The 19,665-nt window shown below is 72.0% G+C and carries 18 protein-coding genes and 1 tRNA gene; 2 read left to right on the top strand and 17 right to left on the bottom strand.

Annotation, left to right across the window (positions count from 1 at the left end; genetic code table 11):
• From ACTHMF_RS15805 to topA, 12 genes are all read right to left on the bottom strand, one after another.
• A partial coding sequence (locus ACTHMF_RS15805; RefSeq protein WP_440318930.1) for an aldehyde dehydrogenase family protein occupies positions 1-313 on the bottom strand: 313 nt, incomplete at its 3' end.
• A 127-nt stretch (positions 314-440) separates the two neighbouring features.
• Complete coding sequence (locus tag ACTHMF_RS15810) at positions 441-1,166, bottom strand: alpha/beta fold hydrolase (RefSeq protein ID WP_314146891.1); 726 nt, start codon at positions 1,164-1,166, stop codon at positions 441-443.
• A 39-nt stretch (positions 1,167-1,205) separates the two neighbouring features.
• The gene (locus ACTHMF_RS15815; protein ID WP_440318906.1) at positions 1,206-1,982 is read right to left on the bottom strand and encodes a thiamine pyrophosphate-dependent enzyme; all 777 of its coding nucleotides are present in this window, start codon (positions 1,980-1,982) and stop codon (positions 1,206-1,208) included.
• 69 nt (positions 1,983-2,051) lie between these two features.
• The gene (locus ACTHMF_RS15820; protein ID WP_440318908.1) at positions 2,052-4,277 is read right to left on the bottom strand and encodes an MMPL family transporter; all 2,226 of its coding nucleotides are present in this window, start codon (positions 4,275-4,277) and stop codon (positions 2,052-2,054) included.
• A 75-nt stretch (positions 4,278-4,352) separates the two neighbouring features.
• Entirely contained in the window at positions 4,353-4,934 is a 582-nt protein-coding gene (locus ACTHMF_RS15825; protein ID WP_314146888.1) for an isochorismatase family protein, read from the bottom strand.
• Between the two features lie 13 nt (positions 4,935-4,947).
• Positions 4,948-6,528, bottom strand: coding sequence for a D-alanyl-D-alanine carboxypeptidase/D-alanyl-D-alanine endopeptidase (gene dacB / locus ACTHMF_RS15830; RefSeq protein WP_440318911.1), 1,581 nt, complete (start codon positions 6,526-6,528; stop codon positions 4,948-4,950).
• Between the two features lie 124 nt (positions 6,529-6,652).
• Positions 6,653-6,725, bottom strand: a tRNA-Thr gene (locus ACTHMF_RS15835).
• Positions 6,726-6,805: 80 nt separating this feature from the next.
• Complete coding sequence (locus ACTHMF_RS15840) at positions 6,806-7,495, bottom strand: TetR family transcriptional regulator (RefSeq protein ID WP_314148221.1); 690 nt, start codon at positions 7,493-7,495, stop codon at positions 6,806-6,808.
• A gap of 49 nt (positions 7,496-7,544) precedes the next feature.
• Positions 7,545-9,086, bottom strand: coding sequence for an alpha/beta hydrolase (locus ACTHMF_RS15845; RefSeq protein ID WP_440318913.1), 1,542 nt, complete (start codon positions 9,084-9,086; stop codon positions 7,545-7,547).
• Entirely contained in the window at positions 9,083-10,276 is a 1,194-nt protein-coding gene (locus ACTHMF_RS15850; RefSeq protein WP_440318915.1) for a DNA polymerase III subunit delta', read from the bottom strand. The genes ACTHMF_RS15845 and ACTHMF_RS15850 overlap by 4 nt, the downstream gene beginning before the upstream one ends.
• A gap of 58 nt (positions 10,277-10,334) precedes the next feature.
• Positions 10,335-10,979 carry a dTMP kinase gene (gene tmk / locus ACTHMF_RS15855; RefSeq protein WP_314148218.1) on the bottom strand — a complete coding sequence of 215 codons (645 nt, stop codon included), beginning with the start codon at positions 10,977-10,979 and terminating at the stop codon, positions 10,335-10,337.
• The gene (topA, locus tag ACTHMF_RS15860; protein WP_440318917.1) at positions 10,976-13,768 is read right to left on the bottom strand and encodes a type I DNA topoisomerase; all 2,793 of its coding nucleotides are present in this window, start codon (positions 13,766-13,768) and stop codon (positions 10,976-10,978) included. Before topA ends, tmk begins: the two co-directional genes overlap by 4 nt.
• Positions 13,769-14,009: 241 nt before the next feature.
• On the opposite strand from topA, the gene ACTHMF_RS15865 reads away from it, so the two are divergent.
• The gene (locus tag ACTHMF_RS15865; protein WP_314148216.1) at positions 14,010-14,258 is read left to right on the top strand and encodes a hypothetical protein; all 249 of its coding nucleotides are present in this window, start codon (positions 14,010-14,012) and stop codon (positions 14,256-14,258) included.
• Between the two features lie 33 nt (positions 14,259-14,291).
• Here ACTHMF_RS15865 and ACTHMF_RS15870 read toward each other — a convergent pair whose 3' ends face one another.
• The 5 genes from ACTHMF_RS15870 to ACTHMF_RS15890 form a co-directional block, all read right to left on the bottom strand.
• Positions 14,292-14,660, bottom strand: a complete 369-nt coding sequence (locus tag ACTHMF_RS15870; protein WP_440318920.1) for an Rv3654c family TadE-like protein — start codon at positions 14,658-14,660, stop codon at positions 14,292-14,294.
• Positions 14,657-14,971 carry a hypothetical protein gene (locus ACTHMF_RS15875; protein ID WP_440318922.1) on the bottom strand — a complete coding sequence of 105 codons (315 nt, stop codon included), beginning with the start codon at positions 14,969-14,971 and terminating at the stop codon, positions 14,657-14,659. Before ACTHMF_RS15875 ends, ACTHMF_RS15870 begins: the two co-directional genes overlap by 4 nt.
• Before the next feature lie 32 nt (positions 14,972-15,003).
• Positions 15,004-15,183: a DUF4244 domain-containing protein gene (locus ACTHMF_RS15880; protein WP_314149721.1), complete on the bottom strand. Its 180-nt coding sequence runs from the start codon at positions 15,181-15,183 to the stop codon at positions 15,004-15,006.
• Positions 15,184-15,279: 96 nt separating this feature from the next.
• Positions 15,280-16,218: a type II secretion system F family protein gene (locus ACTHMF_RS15885; RefSeq protein ID WP_440318924.1), complete on the bottom strand. Its 939-nt coding sequence runs from the start codon at positions 16,216-16,218 to the stop codon at positions 15,280-15,282.
• A 35-nt stretch (positions 16,219-16,253) separates the two neighbouring features.
• Positions 16,254-17,249: a TadA family conjugal transfer-associated ATPase gene (locus tag ACTHMF_RS15890; RefSeq protein ID WP_440318926.1), complete on the bottom strand. Its 996-nt coding sequence runs from the start codon at positions 17,247-17,249 to the stop codon at positions 16,254-16,256.
• Between the two features lie 380 nt (positions 17,250-17,629).
• On the opposite strand from ACTHMF_RS15890, the gene acs reads away from it, so the two are divergent.
• Positions 17,630-19,579, top strand: a complete 1,950-nt coding sequence (gene acs, locus ACTHMF_RS15895) for an acetate--CoA ligase (protein WP_440318928.1) — start codon at positions 17,630-17,632, stop codon at positions 19,577-19,579.
• The last annotated feature ends 86 nt before the right edge of the window (positions 19,580-19,665 follow it).

Here is a 19,665-nt window from a genome sequence, read left to right on the forward strand (position 1 = left end):
CCTCCGCCAGCGGCTTGCCCATCTCCAACGTCATCAGCAACGCGAACTCGTCCCGCCGCTCCTGCAGCAGATCGAACGCCCTCCGCAGAATCTCCCCCCGCACCCGCGGCGCCGTCGCCGCCCACTCCTCCTGCACCGCCACCGCCGCATCCAGAGCACGCACACCATCCTCCGGCGACGCATCCGCGATCTCCCGGATGGCGTCCCCGGTGGCGGGGTCGTAGACGATGAGCGTCCCCGCCGACCCGGTCACCCATTCGCCGCCGATGAACAGCCGGTCGGGGACGCGCTCGAGCAGGGTCTTCTCATCCATCGTCATCAGTCGTTCCTCTCGTCCTCCACCGCGGAGCGCACCACCGGCACCGAGCGGTGGCCGGTCGCGGTCTCCAGGGCGATCACAGTCGGTCCTCGCACATCGTACGACCACTCCCCCTGGCCGCCTACGCGCTGACCGAAGCTCCCAGGAACGGGAGCGCAGCCTGCTTGAAGCCGCGTGCGGACAGCGTGGTGATGTGGTTCCGGCGCGGGAGCACGACGAGCTCGGCCCCGAGCAGAGCGGCCGCGTCGTCCACGCCCTCGGCGACGGGATCCGCGTCCCCGACGACCAGCAGAGTCGGGGCCGTGGAGGCGAGCGGAAGCGGGTGAGCCGCCATCCCGGCCGCGCACGCGGCGAGCGCCTCCCTGTCGACGCCGGGCGCCTGGCGCAGCGACGCGAGCAGCGGCGCGAGCGGCGACTCGGGCGGCAGGGCGTCCACGCCGTCCAGGATGGCGCGCTGCACCTCCGCGACGCCCCAGCGCCCGAACTGCTCGACCGTCCCGACACCGCCGACAACCAGCCGGCGCACGCGCTGCGGGGCGAGCGTGGTCAGGGCGAGCGCGACCCAGCTGCCCATCGAGTAGCCGATGACGTCGACGCTGCCGAGCCCCTGCTCGTCGAGCACGGCGACGAGATCCTGCGCCAGCAGGTCGGGCGAGTACGCGGACGCCTCGTGCGGCTTCTCCGACGCGCCGTGTCCGCGCAGGTCCGGCACGACGGCGCCGCGGCCGGCCTCCGCGAGCGCGGCGACCCAGCCCGTCGCCTCCCAGGTCAGGGCGCCGGTGGTGGCGAAGCCGTGGACGAGGAGCACCGGGTCCTGCCCTGGATGGCGGTCGACGTGGATGCGCATGGGCCCATCATCTCCGATGCGACGGGCGGGCGCGCCGACTCACGCGGCGGCGAGCCGGCCGCGCACCTGCTCCGCGAGCGCGTCGGAGGTGTCGGCGACCTGGGCGAAGAACGCGTCGCCCACCGTCCCGGTCTCGCGCAGCCGGCGCTCGCAGAGCAGCAGCGGGTCCCTGGCCGGCCACGCCTCGCGTCCCGGCAGCACGGCGTCGATGAGCAGCGGACCGATGCCGGCGCGCACCTGGGCGAGCGCGTCCGCGGTGGCCGCGTGCACGGCGGCCGCGTCGGCGCCGTCGACCAGCAGGACGGGCATCACCGCACTCTCGCCCCTGCCCGAGGTGGAGAGGAAGACGACCGGGAGTGCGGCGGCCCGGGCGGTGCGGATCGCCTCGCGCACCTCCGCGCTCGATCCGGCGCCCGGCCCGAGACCGACGAGCGCGCAGCCGCCGGTGCGGTCCAGCTTGGCCCCCAGCGCCCAGCCGACGGCGTGGGCGACGGGGCCGCCGAGTCCGCCGGCTCCGGTCCGGGACCGCCGGGATGCGAGTGCGTCGGCCGGATCCCGGCCCCAGGCGATCGCGATGCCCAGCTCGTCGTCAGCGGGGAACGCCTCGTCCCGCGCCGCGTCGAGCGCCGACACCGCGCCGGCCTGGACGGCCTCCCGCCCGAGCACGCTGGAGTAGCGGGGCAGGACTCCGCGGCCGCGCAGGGCCACCGCCTCCCTGTCCAGCCGGCGGACGGCGGCCATGGTCCGGTAGAGCCGTCGCAGCAACGCGGCTTCTGCGGCGTGCGCGGAGACCTTCTCGAGGATCGTGGAGGTCATGCCTGAAACTCTCGCGGACCGCGCGACATCCGAGCAACGCGGGAGGCCTCGGCTATGCAGGTTGTCCAGTCAGCGGGCGGATTCGACCGGCTTCGTGCGCACTTTGTCCTCTCGCCACAGCCGCGACGGCCACCAGATCGCCTTCCCGATGTCGTAGGAGAGCGCAGGGACCAGGAGCGAGCGCACCAGCACCGTATCGAGCAGGACGCCGAAGGCGACGATAAACGCGATCTGCACCAGGAACAGGATCGGGATGACCGCGAGCGCCGCGAACGTCGCCGCCAGCACGATGCCGGCGGAGGTGATCACGCTGCCGGTGAGCCCGAGGCCACGCAGGATGCCGGGCCGCGTCCCGATCCGCAGCGACTCCTCGCGCACGCGCGTCATCAGGAAGATGTTGTAGTCGACGCCGAGCGCCACCAGGAACACGAAGCCGAACAGCGGAACCGCGGCGTCGGCGCCGGGGAAGCCGAACAGGTGGTTGAACACCAGCGCGGACACCCCGAGCGCGGCGGCGTAGGAGAGCACGACGCTCCCGATCAGGAGGACCGGCGCGAGGATCGAGCGCAGCAGCAGCATCAGGATGATCAGGATGACGCCGAGCACGATCGGGATGATCTTCGCCAGGTCGCTCTGCGCCGTGACGTTCGTGTCCAGGGCGATCGCCGTCACGCCGCCGACGAGCACGTCGGAGTCGGTCGACGGCAGCGTCTCGCGAAGGTCGCGCACCACCTGCTCGGCCTGGGCGGAGTCCGGCTCGGAGTCCAGGGTCGCCTGGATGAGCACCCTGCCGTCCTTCACGATCGGCTCCGGCGCGGGGGCAGGGGCCGCGCCCGGCCGGCCGCCCTGCGACGCGCCGTCCTGCGCACTCTGCGGCCGCACGTTGCCCGCGTAGACGGTCGCGGAGGCGATGCCGTCGGTCTTCTCCACCGCCGCGAGCACCGCGTCCGCGTCGGACTCCCGCGCGACGATCAGCACCGGGGAGCCGGAGCCGGCGTCGAAGTGCTTCGCGAGGATCTTCTGGCCGTCCGCGGCGTCCGACTGCGAGAGCACCAGGTCGGTCTGCTCGACGCCGTTCGCCTTCAGCTGGGTGAGGCCGAGCGCGCACGCCGCGAGGACGAGGCAGGAGACGATCCAGGTGATCCGCGGCCGGCGCGCGATGAGCGTCCCGACCCGGCGCCAGATCCCGCGGATACCGGCCAGGCCCGGCACCTGCTCCGCGTCGGCGTGCCGGTGCTCGTGCGCGTGCTCCGCGTACGTCGGCCGGAACGGCCAGAACGCGGCGCGGCCGAACACCGCGAGCAGGGTCGGCAGCAGGGTGAGCGCGGAGAGCAGCGAGAAGACGATGCCGATGGCGGCGATCGGGCCGAGGCTCTTGTTGGAGTTCAGGTCGGAGAACAGCAGGCACAGCAGCGCGAGGATGACCGTGACACCGGAGGCGAGGATCGGCTCGAAGGCCGCCTTCCAGGCGCGCAGGATGGCCGTCCAGCGCGACTCGTTCTGCTCCAGCGCCTCGCGATAGCGCGCGACCAGTAGCAGCGAGTAGTCGGTGGCTGCGCCGATCACCAGGATCGACAGGATGCCCTGGCTCTGGCCGCTCAGCTTGATCCAGCCCCACAGCGCGAACAGGTAGACGACGAGGATGGCGGCGCACAGCGCGAAGACCGAGGTGAGCAGCACCAGGAACGGCAGCAGCAGCGCGCGGTAGACCAGCAGCAGGATGACGAACACCGCGGCGACGGCCACGAGCAGCAGGATGCCGTCGATGCCGCCGAAGGCGTTCACCAGGTCGGCGGTGAGGCCGGCGGGACCGGTGACCCAGCCCTGCGTCCCGGAGGGCAGCTCGTCCTTCAGCACGCCGCGGAGGTCGGCGACGACCGTCTTGACCTCGTCGGAGTCGGCGATCGGGACGATGAACTCGACGGCGCGCCCGTCATCGGACGGGATGGGCCCGGCGACGCTCGAGCTCTGCCCGGACTCCGGCGGCTGCACGCCGTCCACCTCGCCGAGCCGGCTGCCGAGCTGCGCGTACTGGGCGAGGTCGGCCGCCGGGATCTTCTCGTCCGCCTGCACGACGACGATGGCCGGGATCGCGGTGGAGTCGGTGAAGCGCTTCTGCCAGTCCTGCACCTTCGTCGACTCGGCGCTCGCGGGCAGGAAGGCGGCCTGGTCGTTGCTGGAAACGCCGGAGAGCTTGCCGAAGGTGGGGCCACCGAAGCCGGCGAGCACGAGCCACACCAGGATGAGCACCACCGGCACCACGATGCGCAGCCAGCGCGCGGGCTTCCCCGACATTTCGCCTCCAGAATTAGCTAGCCAAGTTAGTAATCAGCTTAGCGTCCATCCGGGTGCCCCGCCAGCGGGGCGTGATCAGACGTCCTCGACGAGCTCCGCCCCCGCGTGCGCCAGCTCCGCGAGCGCCGCGGACGAGGACTCGGCGGCGACGCCCGCCACCAGCCCGGTGAGGACCCGCACGCGCTGGCCGTGGGCGAGCGCGTCCAGCGCGGACGCGCGCACGCAGTAGTCGGTCGCGATGCCGGCGACGTCCACCGTGTCGATGCCGTGCTCGTCCAGCAGGTTGTGCACGCTCGACCCGGCGTCGGTCCTGCCCTCGAAGATCGAGTACGCGGGAACGCCCTGGCCCTTGCGCACGTGGTAGCTGACCGCGGAGGTGTCCAGGTCCGGGTGGTACTCGGCCCCGCGGGTCCCCGCGACGCAGTGCGCAGGCCAGGTCTCGACGTAGTCCGGTTCCGCGTCGGTCGCGAAGTGGCCACCGTTGTCGTTCCCGCCGTCGTGCCAGTCCCTGCTGGCGAGCACGATCGTGTAGTCCGCGGCGTGCGCGGCGAGGTACCGGCTGATGCCGGCGGCGACCGCCGCTCCCCCGTCCACCCCGAGCGCCCCACCCTCGGTGAAGTCGTTCTGCACGTCGATGATGAAGAGCGCCTTGCCCATCGCGCCTCCTGCGCTAGCTGTTGGAGAGGTTGCCGCCGCACTTGTAGAAGCCGGTGACGAGCGAGTCGATCGCCTGCTTGGCATTGTCGCTCACCGGGCCGAGCGCGAACACGGCGAAGGTGAGCTGGGTGCCGTCCGCCGCATCCACGATGCCGGCGAGCGTGTAGCCGTTGTCGATCCAGCCGGTCTTGGCGTGCACGGCGCCGCGCGCGACCGCGTTGTCCCCGGTGAACCGGTTGTAGCCGGGGCCGAGCGTGCCGGACTGGCCGGAGACGGGCAGGCCGTCGTAGACGACGCCCAGGCCGTTCTGCCGGTTCAGGACCTTGATGAAGAGCTGGGTGAGGTAGGACGGCGGGACCGCGTTGTCCGCGCTGAGGCCCGAGCCGTCGGCGATGTGGATGCCCGTCGTGTCGATGCCGTAGGCCTTCAGCCCGGCGAGCACTCCCGCGTTCTCGGCGTCGAAGGTGTTGCCTGCGCCGGTCTTGATCGCGACGAGCCTGGCCAGCTCCTCCATGATCGTGTTGTCGGAGTACTTCATCGCCTGCTCGATGAGCGTCGTCACCGGCTGCGACTGCACCGCGGCGAGCTGCCGGGCGCCGGCCGGTGCCGCCCCGGAGCTGACCGGCACGTTCGTGCCGAGGTACTGCTGGAAGTACTGCACGGCGCGGCCGACCGGGTCGGTGCTGCGCGGGGACTCGACGGCGCCGGGGTCGTCGCGGTCGCCGTCCACCATGAGCGCGGTCATGTACGGCGTCGAGCCCTCGACGACGCGCTCCTCGTGCTCGTCCCAGCTGGGCTGCCAGACCGGGCCGCCGAACAGCGAGGTGTCGACCACGATCGAGGTGACCGGCTGACCGCCGAGCGCCTGCTTGGTCTGCGTCGCGAGGTCCTGGATGGACGGGGCGCCGGTGTAGAACGCGCCCTGGCCGCCCGGGAGCCGGGAGAGGGTGACGTCGCCGCCGCCGACGATCACGACCTGGCCGGGCGCGCTGCCCGCGACGACGGTCGTGGAGACGCGGTAGTCGGGGCCGAGCGTCGCGAGAGCCGCGGCCGAGGTGAGGGTCTTCAGCACGGACGCGGTGGGGCCCGCCTTGGTGCCGTTGCGGTCGAAGAGCGCCTGCCCGGTCTTGGCGTCCACCACCTGCGCCTCCAGGTTGCCGAGGCGGCCGTCCTGCGCGAGCGACGCGACCGAGCAGGTGTGGATACGGCTGGCCGCCGGCTGCGCGGCCGGCACCGGTCGGGCCGGGGCCGCGGCCTTCGTCGGCGTCGGGGTGGGCGTCGCCGTGGCGGACGCCGTCGCACTGTGGCTGGGCGCCGGCGCCGCGACGGCGGAGGGCGCGCCGACGGTCGCGCCGAGCGCGACGCTCCCGGTGCCGAGGATCACGAACGCCGCCGCGGCTCCCGCGGCGATCCACGCCTTCGGGTGCCGCCGGATCGCGGTCAGCACTCCCGAGACGGCGCCGGAGGCCGCGGAGCGGATCCCTCCGCTCCCCTGGTTCGCCTCGGCGGCCCGGCGTCCCGTGCGGGACGAGGACGAGGGCGAGGCGGGGGGATTCGAGACATGCGTGTCGTCGGTCGAGTCCGATTCGTGCATCCGAGCATGGTACCCGGCCTACCTGGATAGCGCCACGGGCTAGCCCGCCAGGCTCGGACGCACGGTCGCCCTCCCCGGGAAGGCGAAAGGCCCGCGCAGTGCGCGGGCCTTTCGTGTTCTCCGGAGCCGCCCAAGGGAATCGAACCCTTGACCTTCTCATTACGAGTGAGATGCTCTGCCGACTGAGCTAGGGCGGCGTGACCGCGGCTGACGCCCGGACACAATCAGATAGCTTACCCGATCCGCGCGGGTGCTCTCGACCACCGCGGGGGAGCCCTCAGTGGACGTGCGCGCCGAGCGCCTGCAGCTGCTCGAACGAGCTGCGCAGCCGGTCGCTCAGCGGCTCGACCCCTCCGTGATCCGCCCAGCACGACCACGCGTGCCGCATCCCGGCGAACGCGACGTAGGTGACGAGCCTGGCGCGCTGGTGCAGGGCCTCGGGGTCGTCGGCCGCGAGCTCGGGGTCGTCGTGCGCGAGGCGGCGCTGGACGACGGCGCTGAGCGCATCCTCGAAGGTGTGCATGCTCGCCATGCGCTGCGCGAACAGCTCGGGGTTGTCCTTGAGCAGCGCGCGTCGGAGCACGTGCAGCTCCTGCGCGCTCGCGGCCTTCTCCCCCGGCAGCAGCGGGTCGCCGAGGTCGCCGGTGTCGATCGCCGCGATGAGCAGGGTGCTCATCCCGTCCAGGATCGGCTCCTCCGGTCCCGCGTCCACGAACCGCTCGATGCTCTCCTCGTCCGGGAGCTCGGGGAGCTCGCCGATGATCGCCGACTCCTTGGACGGGAAGTAGTTGAAGAACGTGCGCGGCGAGACGTTGGCCGCGTGGCTGATCTCGTCCACCGTCACCTTGTCGAAGCCGCGCTCGCTCGCCAGCTCGAGCGCGGCCAGCTGGATGGCGCGCCGGGTCGCGAGGCGCTTGCGTTCGCGGAGGCCGAGCTCCGCGACACCCTCGGGAGCGGGGGAAGTCACGACTCGATTATTTCATCCGCTGCAAAATTGCACCACTCACCCCGGCGGGTCAGCAGGTCTTGCCGTCGGCGGGGAGCTTCCCGTCCACGAGGAAGGCGTCCACGGTGTCGTTCACGCACGAGTTGGACTTGTTGTACGCGGTGTGGCCCTCGCCCTTGTAGGTGAGCAGGTGTCCGTTCTCCAGTTCGGAGGACAGGTTCTTCGCCCACACGTACGGCGTGGCCGGGTCGTTCGTGGTGCCTACCACCAGGATCGGGGCGGAGCCCTTCGCGGCGATGGGGCCGCGCTCCACGGTCGAGGTGTACGGCCAGTTCGCGCAGCCGATGTCGCCGTAGGACATGTACGGGCCGATGATCGGAGCGGCGGCGGCGAGCTCCTTGGCCTGCGCGCGCATGGTCGTGGGGTCGGCGTCGTAGGTGTAGTCCAGGCAGTTGATCGCCATGAACGCCTCGGTGGAGTTGTCGCTGTACGTGCCGTCGCTGTTCCGGCTGTTGTAGCCGTCGGCGAGGGTGAACGCGGCCTCGGCGTCGCCCTTCATCACCTGCGCGAACATGCTGCTCAGGTACGACCACGCTGTGGCGTCGTAGAGCGGGTAGATGATCGCGGTGACGAGCGTGTTCGCCCCGAGCTCGCGACCGTCGCTGTTGCGGATGGGGCTCTGCTCGACCGAGGCGAGCAGCTGCGAGATGGTCTTCATCCCGTCGTCGACCGTCCCCGTGAACGGGCAGTCCTTCTGGGTCAGGCAGTCCTTGAGGTAGGCCCGCAGCGCGCTCTCGAAGCCCTCCGCCTGCACCTTGGTCACCTCGAAGTTGCTCGCCGCGGGGTCGAGGGCTCCGTCGAGCACGAGCCGGCCGGTCTTGCCGGGGTAGAGATCGGCGTAGACCGCCCCGAGGTACGTGCCGTAGGAGTAGCCGAGGTAGTTCAGCTTCGTGTCGCCGAGCACGGCGCGCAGCAGGTCGAGGTCGCGCGCGGCGCTGACGGTGTCGACGTGCTCCAGCAGAGCGCCCGTCTTCGCCGAGCAGGCGCTGCCGAAGTCCTTCGCGACCGTCGTATTCTCGGCGATCCACTGGTCGGACCCGCGCACGCCGGGGGTGATGCCGTAGAGGTAGTCGTCCATCTGGGCCGCGTCGTAGCACTTCACCGCGGTGGAGTGACCGACACCGCGCGGGTCGAAGCCGACCACGTCGAAGTGCGACTGGAGCGTGTCGTCGGTGGCGTAGTCGACCGAGTCCTTCACGAAGTCGTAGCCGGAGCCGCCGGGGCCGCCGGGGTTGACCAGCAGCGAGCCCTGCTTGGTCCCCTTGGCGGTCTGCCGGATCAGCGCGAGCTCGATCTCGCCCGCGCCCGGGTTCTTCCAGTCGAGCGGGGCCTTCGCGGTCGCGCACTGCTTGCCGCTCGCGCAGCTCGACCAGGTGAGCCGCTGCTCGTAGAACGGCTTGAGGTCGGCGGCGACGTTCTCCGCGACAGGGGTGGACGTGTTGGAGGTCTTCGGCGGCAGGAACCACGTGACGCACCCGGTGAGCGTCAGGGCGATCACGGCCGCGATCGCCACGGCGGCGGTGCGCACGGCGCGGCGCGGTCGGCTGGTCACAGGTCGGTCCCCTTTCGCACGGCGGCGCCGCGAAGAACGGTGATGAGCATGGCCTCGAGGGCGAGCGCGGGGGCGACGTTGCCGTCGATCCGCTGCCGTGCGGTCTGCACCGCATCCATCGCCGCGAGCGTATCGGCAGGAGTCGAGTGCGCGCTGAGAGCCTCCAGCCTCGGCAGCAGCTCGGTGTTGACGAGCTCACTGCTGCTGCCCAGCTGCAGCATCATCACGTCCCGGTACAGCGACAGCAGGTCGGTCAGGATGCGGTCGATCCCATCGCGCAGGCTGCGGGTGGCCCGGCGCTTCTGGTCCTCCTCGAGCTGGCGCAACTGGCTGCGGAGCGCGGGCGGGATGGCGCCGCCCGGTTCTACGCCGAGCGAGCGCAGCGCGTGCTCGCGCTCCTCCGCGTCCCGTTCCTCGGTGATCGCCTTGGCGTCGGCGCCCGCGACCTCGATGAGCGTCGCGGCGGCGAGCACGGCGTCGGAGACCGAGCGGATGCCGAGCGCGAGCTCCAGGGTCTGCTCTCGCCGCCGGCGGGCCTCCGCGTTGGTGGCGAGCCGGTGCGCCATGCCGATGTGGCTCTGCGCGTGCCGAGCGGCCCGCTCCGCGGTCTCCGCGTCGACGCCGTCCCGCCGCTGGATGAGCTCGGCGACGTCGGCGACGCCTGGCACCTTGAGCCGCACGGTGCGCACACGGGAGCGGATGGTGGGCAGCAGGTCGGCGTCGCTCGGCGCGCACATGATCCAGACCGTGCGCTCCGGCGGCTCCTCCAGCGCCTTCAGCAGCACGTTGGACGTGCGCTCGGTCATCCGGTCCGCGTCCTCGATGATCATGACCCGGTACCGGGACACCGACGGTGCGAACTGCGAGGAGGCGACGAGCGTGCGCACCTCGTCGATCGAGATGATGACCCGCTCGGTGCTGAGCACGGCGAGATCGGGATGGGTGCGCGCCTCCACCTGCCGCTGCGTCGCGAGGTCGCCGTCGGGGTCGCCGGGGCTCAGCAGCGCGGTCGCGAACGCGTAGGCGAGGTTGGAGCGGCCGGACCCGGGAGGCCCGGTGATCAGCCACGAATGCGTCATGCCGCGCGCGCCCTCGGCGGCGGTCGTGCCGGGTGCCGTCGCTCCGGCGGCCGCGGCGCGCACGACCGCGATCGCGTCGTCCTGACCCGTCAGCTCGTCCCACACCGCCATGCGTTCCAGGCTAGCGGGCGCGTCGGACACCGGCGCCGCCGTCACCTCGACCGCCCCGTCAGACGCGGCCGGCGAGGCGCCGGCGGATCTCGGCGGCGATCTCGGCGGCGATCTGGTCGACCGGCCGGGAGGCGTCGACGACGACGAACCGGTCCGGTTCGGCGGCGGCGAGCTCGAGGTACGCGGCGCGCACCCGCGCGTGGAACTCGGAGCGCTCCGCCTCCAGCCGGTCGTAGCGCGTGCGGGACGTGTCCAGCCGCGCGCGGGCGGACTCCTCGTCGAGGTCGAGCAGGATGGTCAGGTCGGGAAGGAGCCCCTCCGTCGCCCACAGCGACAGCTCGCGCACCTCGTCGCCGCCGAGGACGCGGCCGGCGCCCTGATAGGCGACGGACGAGTCGATGTAGCGGTCCTGCAGGACGACCTCGCCGCGCTCCAGCGCCGGCCGCACCAGCGTCGCGACGTGGTGCGCTCGGTCGGCCGCGTAGAGCAGCGCCTCCGCGCGCGGGGCGATGTCGCCGCGGTGGTGAAGGACGATCTCGCGGATCTCCACCCCGGCCGCGGTGCCGCCGGGCTCGCGGGTGCGGACGACGGTTCTGCCCTCCGCCGTCAGCCACTCCTCGAGGAGCGCCGCCTGCGTCGACTTGCCGACCCCGTCGCCGCCCTCGAGGGTGATGAAGAGGCCGGCCCGTGGACCGCCGCTCACTCGGCCGCCGGCTTCTTGGCGGCGGGCTTCTTCGCGGCGGGCTTCTTCGCGGCGGTGGTGGTCTTCTTGGCGGCGGGCTTCTTGGCGGTCGTCGTCTTCGAGCCCGCGGCCGCCGTCGTGCGCTTCGCGCCCTTCTTGGCCGGGCCCTTCGCGCGCTTGTCCGCCAGCAGCTGCACGGCGCGATCGAAGTCGACCTCGTCGACCGTCTCGCCGCGCGGGATGGTCGCGTTGGTCTCGCCGTCGGTCACATACGGACCGAAGCGGCCGTCCTTGACCTTGATCGGCTTGCCGCTCACCGGGTCGGCGTCGAACTCCTTCAGCGCACTGGAGGCGCGGCGGTTGCCGTACTTCGGCTGCGCGAACAGCTCGAGCGCGCCGGCGAGGTCGATCGTGAAGATGTCGTCCTCGCTGGTCAGCGACCGGGTGTCCGTCCCCTTCTTCAGGTACGGCCCGTAGCGCCCGTTCTGCGCCTGGATCTCCTCGCCGCTCTCCGGGTCGGCGCCGACGACGCGCGGCAGGTCGAGCAGCTGCAGGGCGGTCGCGAGGTCGATCGTGGAGAGGTCCATCGACTTGAAGAGGGATGCGGTGCGGGGCTTCGGCGCAGCGGCCTTCTTCGCCGGCTTCTTCGCCTCGACGACCTCGCCCGTTTTCGGGTCGGCCTTCGGCTCCTCCTCCGGGTCGGCCTCTGTGACGTACGGCCCGAAGCGGCCGTCCTTCGCCAGCACGAGCTTGCCGTTCTCGGGGTTGCTGCCGAGCACCCGGTCGGTCTGGACGGGTGCGTCGATCAGCTCGTGCGCCTTCGCGGGGGTCAGCTCGTCCGGCGCGAGGTCCGGCGGGATGTTGACCCGGCGGGGCTGCGCGTCCTCGGCGGCTCCGGCCTCCTGCACCTCGAGGTAGGGGCCGTACTTGCCGATGCGCAGGGTCACGCCGTCGTCGATAGCGATCGAGTTGATGCTGCGCGCGTCGATCTCGCCGAGGTTGTCGATGACGCGGCGCAGGCCCTTGTGCTTGTCGCTGCCGAAATAGAAGCTGTTCAGCCAGTCGACGCGCTCCGCCTCGCCGTCGGCGATCCGGTCGAGGTCGTCCTCCATCTCGGCGGTGAAGTCGTACTGCACGAGGTCCGCGAAGTAGTCCTCCAGCAGCCGGACGACGGAGAAGGCGACCCAGCTGGGCACGAGGGACTGACCGCGCTGCGTGACGTAGCCGCGGTCGATGATCGTGGAGATGATGCTCGCGAACGTGGAGGGGCGCCCGATGCCGAGCTCCTCCAGGGTCTTCACGAGGCTGGCCTCCGTGTAGCGGGGCGGCGGCGTCGTCTCGTGGCCGTCGGCGGCGACGTCCGCGACGCCGAGCGCCTGGCCGGGGGTGAGCGGGGGGAGCTTCGCCTCGGCGGCGTCGGAGCTGTTGCGCTCCTCGTCCTTGCCCTCCTCGTAGGCGTTGAGGAAGCCGCGGAAGGTGATGACGGTGCCGCTCGCGGTGAACTCGGCGACCGTCCCGTCGAGCGGACCCTCTGCGACGGCGGCCTCGACGGTGACGGAGGCCGTCTGTCCCTTGGCGTCCGCCATCTGCGAGGCGACGGTGCGCTTCCAGATCAGGTCGTACAGCCGCAGCTCGGGGCCGCGGAGCGACTTCTCCAGCTCGGACGGCGTGCGGAAGACCTCGCCGGAGGGACGGATCGCCTCGTGCGCCTCCTGGGCGTTCTTGCTCTTGGACGCGTAGACGCGCGGCTTGTCCGGCACCGTCTCCGGGCCGTACAGCTTGGCCGCCTGCGCGCGGGCCGCGTTCGTCGCCTGCTGCGACAGCGACGCGGAGTCGGTGCGCATATAGGTGATGTAGCCGTTCTCGTACAGCGTCTGCGCAACGCTCATGGTCTGCCGGGCGGAGAAGCGCAGCTTGCGCGCCGCCTCCTGCTGCAGCGTGGAGGTGGTGAAGGGAGCGGCCGGGCGGCGCGAGTACGGCTTCGAGTCGACCTTGGAGACGGTCACGACGGTGCTCGGCAGCCGCATGGCGTCGGCGAGCGCGTTCGCGGCGGCCTCGTCCAGCGTGCGCGCCGCGGAGGTGAGCCGGCCGTGGTCGTCGAAGTCGCGTCCGGTCGCGACCCTGTCGCCGTCGAGGCGGGCGAGCCGCGCCTCGAACGTCGCCGCGTCCTCCGGGGCGAGCTGCGCCGTCAGGCCCCAGTAGCTCGCCGGGACGAACGCGAGCCGCTCGCGCTCGCGGTCGACGACCAGCCGGGTGGCGGCGGACTGCACGCGACCGGCGGAGAGTCCCGGTCCGACCTTGCGCCAGAGCACGGGAGACACCTCGTACCCGTAGAGACGGTCGAGGATGCGCCGCGTCTCCTGGGCGTCGACGAGCGCGGTGTCGATCTCGCGGGTGTTGTCGCGCGCCTTCTCGATGGCCTCGCGGGTGATCTCGTGGAAGACCATCCGCTTGACGGGCACCTTCGGCTTCAGCACCTCGACCAGGTGCCACGCGATGGCCTCGCCCTCGCGGTCCTCATCCGTCGCGAGCAGGAGCTCGTCGGCGTTCTTGAGGGCGCGCTTGAGGTCGGCGACCGTCTTCCGCTTCTGGTCGGAGACCACATAGTACGGCTCGAACTCGTTGTCGACGTCGACCGAGAACTTGCCGATCGAGCCCTTCTTGAGCTCCGGCGGCAGGTTCTTCGGCTCGATGAGGTCGCGGATGTGCCCGACCGAGGCCATGACCTCGTATCCGTCGCCCAGGTACTGGGCGATGGACTTCACCTTGTTCGGAGACTCGACGATGACGAGTTTCTTCGTGGCGGACACCTGACTCCTCTTATATACGCACTGTGTCGCTGGATCGCCGCGAGACGGCGATTCGTAGCGCGCTCCCCCCGAGCGCCGCGCACGGGGCGGCGAGCGTGGGCCTCGTGGCCCGACAGGCAAACCATACACACCCGAGCCGGTTGTGTGCCTAATCGCCCGTTCCCGTTCGCCGTCGGCGCACCCGCCGGTTCCCGGCCGCCGGCCCCTGTTGCACCGGGGAGGTGGCGAGGATGATGAGGGTATGGCAACGACATCAATGACGACGTACACCGCCAAGCTCATCGACGGACCGCTCGAAGGCAAGACCATCGCGACCTCCTTCCTCGACGACGGGGTCCTCCGGCCGCGGCTGGAGATCCCCGGCTCGACGGCCGGCAAGCGCTACCTCTACGTGCGAGCCTCCGGCGCCGAGATCGAGTACGGCGACGGCGACGGCAGCGGCTCCCCCAGCGCGGTCGCCTACCGCTACGTGGAGACGGTCTTCGACTGAGGTCGTGCCCGGCAAGGGACCCTCGCGCCGCGGTCACGGGCTTCCCCGCGGCCCGGCGCGCGCCGACGCCGTCGCCGGCAGACCGAGGTAGTCGACGGACGTCGTGACCGTGACCACGACGCCGTCCGCGGAGCATCCCGTCACCGCTGCGCCGTTGGCCGCGGACACGTCCGCCGCCGTCTGGCAGGGATCGCCCGCCACGCGGCCGACCGCCACGTCCGCAGCGGCGAGCGCGGACAGGTCCGCCGCGGCCGACGCGCGCCGCTGCGCCGCGACGGCCCCGCCGACAGCGAGCATCCCTGCGGCCAGGCTCACGGTCGCCCCGATCACCGCCACTGCGAGGACGCTGCCCGAGCCGCGCTGGCCGGCGAGGGCGCGCCGCCACGACCCGTGCGCCGTCACCGCTCCGCCTCCCCGTCGATCGCCTCGTCCAGCGCGCACGCACTCGCCGACACCCGGATGCCGAGCGACGCGAGGCCCGTCACCGCGCTCGGCGCCGTCAGACGCACGCACACCATCCCGTCCGCCCGCTCCACGTCGGCCGAAGCCCCTTCCTGGCCACCCGCTCCGTCCTCGCCGCGCGCCAGCAGCCGCGCGGCCTGCGCCGCAGTCCCGGTCAGCTGGGCCTGTTGCGCTCCCGCCTGCACGGCGGCCAGACACAGCGCCAGGCAGAGGAGCACCGCGGGGAGCGCGGCGGCGAACTCCGCCGTCACGCTCCCGCGCTCGTCCGGCGGGCGGGCCCCGCTCAGCCATCGACGCTGAGCGCCCGGCGCACCAGGTCGCCGAGGAGGCCGCGGACCTCGTCGCCCCGCAGCAGCATCAGCAGGACGCCGGCGAACCCCACCGCCGCCATCGTGGTGACGGCGTACTCCGCCGTCGTCGCCCCGCGCTCCTCGCGCCAGAACCGTTGCAACCATCTCTCCATCGCTTCCTCTCCTTCCTGCCGGCCATCGCCGGCTCCGATTCGATCCTCCAGTGGCGCCGACCGCGGTGGAGCGTCGTCCTTCGATCTGTGGATCAGTCACCCCAGGCTCCCGACGGTGGAGGAGAGCAGCGAGAGCACGACGGGGGCGACGCCCAGCAGCAGGAACGCAGGGAGCACGCAGACCCCCAGCGGCAGCAGCAACCGGACGGCGAGGGCCGAGGCGGCGGCCCGGCCGTCGGCACGGGCCCCGCGGCGCTCCTGCCGCGCCGCCGCGAGGAGCAGCTCGCCCGCCGGTGCCCCCGCCCTCTCCGAGATCCGGAGGACGCGGTCGAGCGAGGCCGGGTCCGTGGCCTCGAGCCGGGTCCGCCGACGCGTCCGGTCGACGAGCGAACGCGCCGCCGCGACCGACCCGCCTCCGGCGAGCGCGATCGCCACGAGCTCGTGCTCCGTTCCCGCCACCGCGCCCGCCCCGCGCGCGACGGCGACCGCGACCAGGCGGCGCGTCCAGAGCCGGCCCGCCACCATGAGCGCTGCCCCGGCGATCAGCAGCCCGCCGCCGATGACGGAGCCGAACAGCGTGCCGACGACGTCCACGCCCATCCCGACGGCCATGACCAGCCCCACGACGGGCATCCACCCGGTGAGCCGCGCCGTCGCACGCGGGCCGGACATCGAGGCGTCGATGTCGCGCGCCGTCTCGGCTCGGTCGCGGAGCGCTGCCGCCGCTCCGCGGAGCGCGGGAGCCAGCGCGGCTCCCGCCTCCTCCGCCACCACCCACACCGTCGCCAGGGCGCGCACCCCGTCGTCGGCCGACCGCGCCGCGGCCTCCACGACCGTGTCCCCCGGCGGTGCGCCGGCCGTGATCGCGGCCGCCGCCCGGCGCAGCACCGGGTGCGTCAGCTCCTCCCCCACGTGACCCCACGCCGACGACGGCGTGACGCCGGCGTCGAGGAGCACGGCCAGGGCCTCGATGGCCGCCGCGAGCTCGTCCGGGTCGATCGGCCGCGCCCGTCCGCGCGCCCTGCGCTCAGCCACGGGGCACCACCTCCAACCGTCCGCCCGCCCTGCGCTCAGCCACGGGGCACCACGTCCAGCCGCCCGTCCTGGCGGAGCGTGAGCCGGCCGAAGCCGCCCACCCTCCGCGCGCCGTCGTGTCTCTCGACGTGGATCACCAGACCGATCGCACTGACCGCCTGGCGCGCGAGCGCCGTCTCGGTCAATCCCGCCAGGGCGCCGAGCGCCTCCAGCCGGGCCGGCACGTCCGCGATGGAGTTGGCGTGCAACGTCCCGGCGCCGCCGTCGTGGCCGGTGTTCAGCGCCGCGAGCAGGTCGCGGATCTCCTCGCCCCGGCACTCCCCGAGCACGAGCCGGTCCGGCCGCATCCGCAGCGCCTCCCGGACGAGCCTGCGCAGGTCGACGCCGCCCGCGCCCTCCAGGTTCGACTGCCGTGACTGCAGCCCCACCACGTGCGGGTGCGGGACGCGGAGCTCCGCCACGTCCTCGATGACCACGATCCGCTCTCCCGGCGGCGCGTGCGCCAGCATCGCCGCGAGCAGGGTCGTCTTCCCCGCGCCGCCCGCGCCGGTGACGAGGACGTTGGTGCGCGCAGAGACGGCGCGCTCGATCACGGCACGGTCGGCGGCGCCGAGCGACCCGGCCGCGACCAGGTCGTCGAGGAGCAGCACCTCCCGCGCCGGGATGCGGATCGACAACAGGGTGCCCCGCGTCGATATCGGCGGCAGCACCGCGTGCACGCGGATTCCATCGAGCAGCCGCACGTCGACGAACGGCGTCGCCTCGTCGATGTGCCTGCCGCCGTGGGCGATCAGGCGAACGGCGAGGCTCCGCGCGGTGGCTTCGTCCGCGTGCCAGCCCTCCTCGCGGCGCAGCCCCGCCGCCCCGCCGTCGGACCACAGCTCGCCGTCGCCGGTGAGGAACAGGTCGGTGATGTCGGTGCGCATCAGGTACGGCGCGAGCGGACCGAAGACCGCCCAGAGGCCGCGCTCCGGCCCCGCCCGCGCCGCTCGATCGCTCGGCCAGGCGGGATGCAGCTCCTGGATGTCCATGTCGCCGACGCTACGGACACCGCCTCGCGGGCCGTCGGGCGAGACGCGAATCGGTGGAGAACGGGCTCGCCGTCGCGCCTGTGCAGAACACCGCCCGCAGAGCTCCGCTCGCCCCACTGAGAGCGGTCACGAGGGCGACATCCGGGTTAAAAAAGGGGGGCCGCACCTATTGGGGGGAACAGGTGCGGCCACTGCGGCGCAGGATTGGGGGGAATCGATTGCGCCGCACGCACGAATTTATCATTCGGCCGCGGACTAGTTTACGCGTAATCAATGCAAACGCAAGTCTGCTCGGAGGCGGTCGCGGTCACGCTGTAGAGTCAGGCATTGTCGCGCCACGACACGTCCACTCGCATCGCAAAGGAGCGAACAGACTCCCTATGAGCAACACAATCGACAACCTGCTTCACGAGGCCCGCCGCTTCGCGCCGAGCGAGGAGTTCGCCGCCCGGGCGGTGGCCACCGCAGAGCTCGCCGAACGCGCGGCGGAGGACCGCCTCGGATTCTGGGCGGACCAGGCTCGCGAGCTGCTGCACTGGAACACCCCGTTCACGCGCACCCTCGACTGGTCGAACCCGCCGTTCGCTAAGTGGTTCGACGACGGCGAGCTGAACGTCGCGTACAACTGCCTCGACCGCCACGTCCTCGCCGGCAACGGCGACCGCGTCGCGATCCACTGGGAGGGCGAGCCGGGAGACACCCGCACCCTCACCTACGCCGAGCTGACCGCCGAGGTCAAGAAGGCGGCCAACCTGCTGACCAGCCTCGGCATCCAGACCGGCGACCGCGTCGCCATCTACCTGCCGATGATCCCGGAGGCGGTCATCGCGATGCTCGCCGTCGCGCGCATCGGCGCCGTGCACTCCGTCGTCTTCGGCGGGTTCAGCGCGGAGAGCCTGCGCTCGCGCATCGACGACGCCGAGGCGAAGCTGGTGATCACCGCGGACGGCGGCTGGCGCAAGGGACGGGTCTTCCCCCTCAAGGACGCGGTGGACGCCGCTCTCCAGGGCGGCGAGACCACCGTCGAGCACGTCCTCGTCGTCAAGCGCGGCGAGAACGAGGTGGCCTGGACCGAAGGCCGCGACCTGTGGTGGCAGGACGAGATCGCCCTCGTCGACGCCGACCACGTCGCGAAGGCCTTCCCGGCGGAGAACCCGCTGTTCATCCTCTACACCTCGGGCACGACGGGGAAGCCGAAGGGCATCCTGCACACCTCGGGCGGCTACCTGACCCAGGCGGCGTACACGCACAAGAACGTGTTCGACCTGCACCCGGAGAGCGACGTCTACTGGTGCAGCGCGGACGTCGGCTGGATCACCGGCCACACCTATGTCGTCTACGGCCCGCTCGCCAACGGTGCGACGCAGGTGCTCTACGAGGGCACCCCGGAGACGCCGCATCCCGGCCGCTGGTGGGAGATCATCGAGAAGTACAAGGTCTCGATCTTCTACACGGCGCCGACCGCGATCCGCTCGTTCATGAAGCTCGGCCGGCAGCACCCGCAGCGGTTCGACCTGTCGAGCCTGCGCGTGCTCGGCTCGGTCGGCGAACCGATCAACCCCGAGGCGTGGATGTGGTACCGGGAGGTCATCGGCGGCAACCGCACGCCGATCGTCGACACTTGGTGGCAGACGGAGACCGGCGCGATCATGGTGTCCGCCCTCCCCGGAATCACCACACTGAAGCCGGGGAGCGCGCAGGTGCCACTGCCCGGGATCTCGATCGACATCCTCGACGAGGCGGGCGTCCCGGTCGGCAAGGACCAGGGCGGGCTGCTGGTCGTCACCGAGCCGTGGCCGAGCATGCTGCGCGGCATCTGGGGAGACCCGGAGCGGTTCACGGAGACGTACTGGTCCAAGTTCGGCGACAAGTACTTCGCCGGGGACGGCGCCCGCTACGACAAGGACGGCGAGATCTGGCTGATGGGCCGTGTGGACGACGTGATGAACGTCTCCGGGCACCGCCTGTCGACCGCGGAGATCGAGTCGGCGCTGGTCGCGAACCCGATGGTCGCCGAGGCGGCCGTCGTGGGAGCAGCGGACGAGACCACCGGTCAGGCGGTCGTGGCGTTCGTGATCATCAAGCAGTCCCACCTCGAGGAGGCGGGAGCCGAGGATGCGGCCCAGATCCTGCGCAAGCACGTCTCCGAGCAGATCGGTGCGATCGCGCGGCCGCGCGACATCTACATCGTGACCGAGCTGCCGAAGACGCGCTCCGGCAAGATCATGCGCCGCCTGCTGCGGGATGTCGCCGAGGGCCGCGAGGTGGGCGACACCACCACGCTCGCCGACACGGCCGTCATGAGCTCCATCCAGAGCAAGCTCTCCTAGGAGCACCCGCTCCCCGGCCGCCGGGCACAGGAAAAGCGTCGCGCATCGGGTGGGTTCGCGCCGCGTTTCCTGTGCGCGGCCGCCGG

Source organism: Leifsonia sp., assembly GCF_051955155.1.
Lineage (GTDB): Bacteria > Actinomycetota > Actinomycetes > Actinomycetales > Microbacteriaceae > Leifsonia.

Excerpts from the sequence above, each read along its gene's own strand:
- ACTHMF_RS15820 (WP_440318908.1), bottom strand. The coding sequence starts at position 4,277 with ATGTCGGGGAAGCCCGCGCGCTGGCTGCGCATCGTGGTGCCGGTGGTG.
- ACTHMF_RS15880 (WP_314149721.1), bottom strand. The coding sequence starts at position 15,183 with ATGGAGAGATGGTTGCAACGGTTCTGGCGCGAGGAGCGCGGGGCGACG.
- ACTHMF_RS15865 (WP_314148216.1), top strand. The coding sequence starts at position 14,010 with ATGGCAACGACATCAATGACGACGTACACCGCCAAGCTCATCGACGGA.
- ACTHMF_RS15815 (WP_440318906.1), bottom strand. The coding sequence starts at position 1,982 with ATGACCTCCACGATCCTCGAGAAGGTCTCCGCGCACGCCGCAGAAGCC.
- acs (WP_440318928.1), top strand. The coding sequence starts at position 17,630 with ATGAGCAACACAATCGACAACCTGCTTCACGAGGCCCGCCGCTTCGCG.
- ACTHMF_RS15890 (WP_440318926.1), bottom strand. The coding sequence starts at position 17,249 with ATGGACATCCAGGAGCTGCATCCCGCCTGGCCGAGCGATCGAGCGGCG.
- ACTHMF_RS15825 (WP_314146888.1), bottom strand. The coding sequence starts at position 4,934 with ATGGGCAAGGCGCTCTTCATCATCGACGTGCAGAACGACTTCACCGAG.
- dacB (WP_440318911.1), bottom strand. The coding sequence starts at position 6,528 with ATGCACGAATCGGACTCGACCGACGACACGCATGTCTCGAATCCCCCC.
- ACTHMF_RS15810 (WP_314146891.1), bottom strand. The coding sequence starts at position 1,166 with ATGCGCATCCACGTCGACCGCCATCCAGGGCAGGACCCGGTGCTCCTC.
- ACTHMF_RS15850 (WP_440318915.1), bottom strand. The coding sequence starts at position 10,276 with ATGGCGGTGTGGGACGAGCTGACGGGTCAGGACGACGCGATCGCGGTC.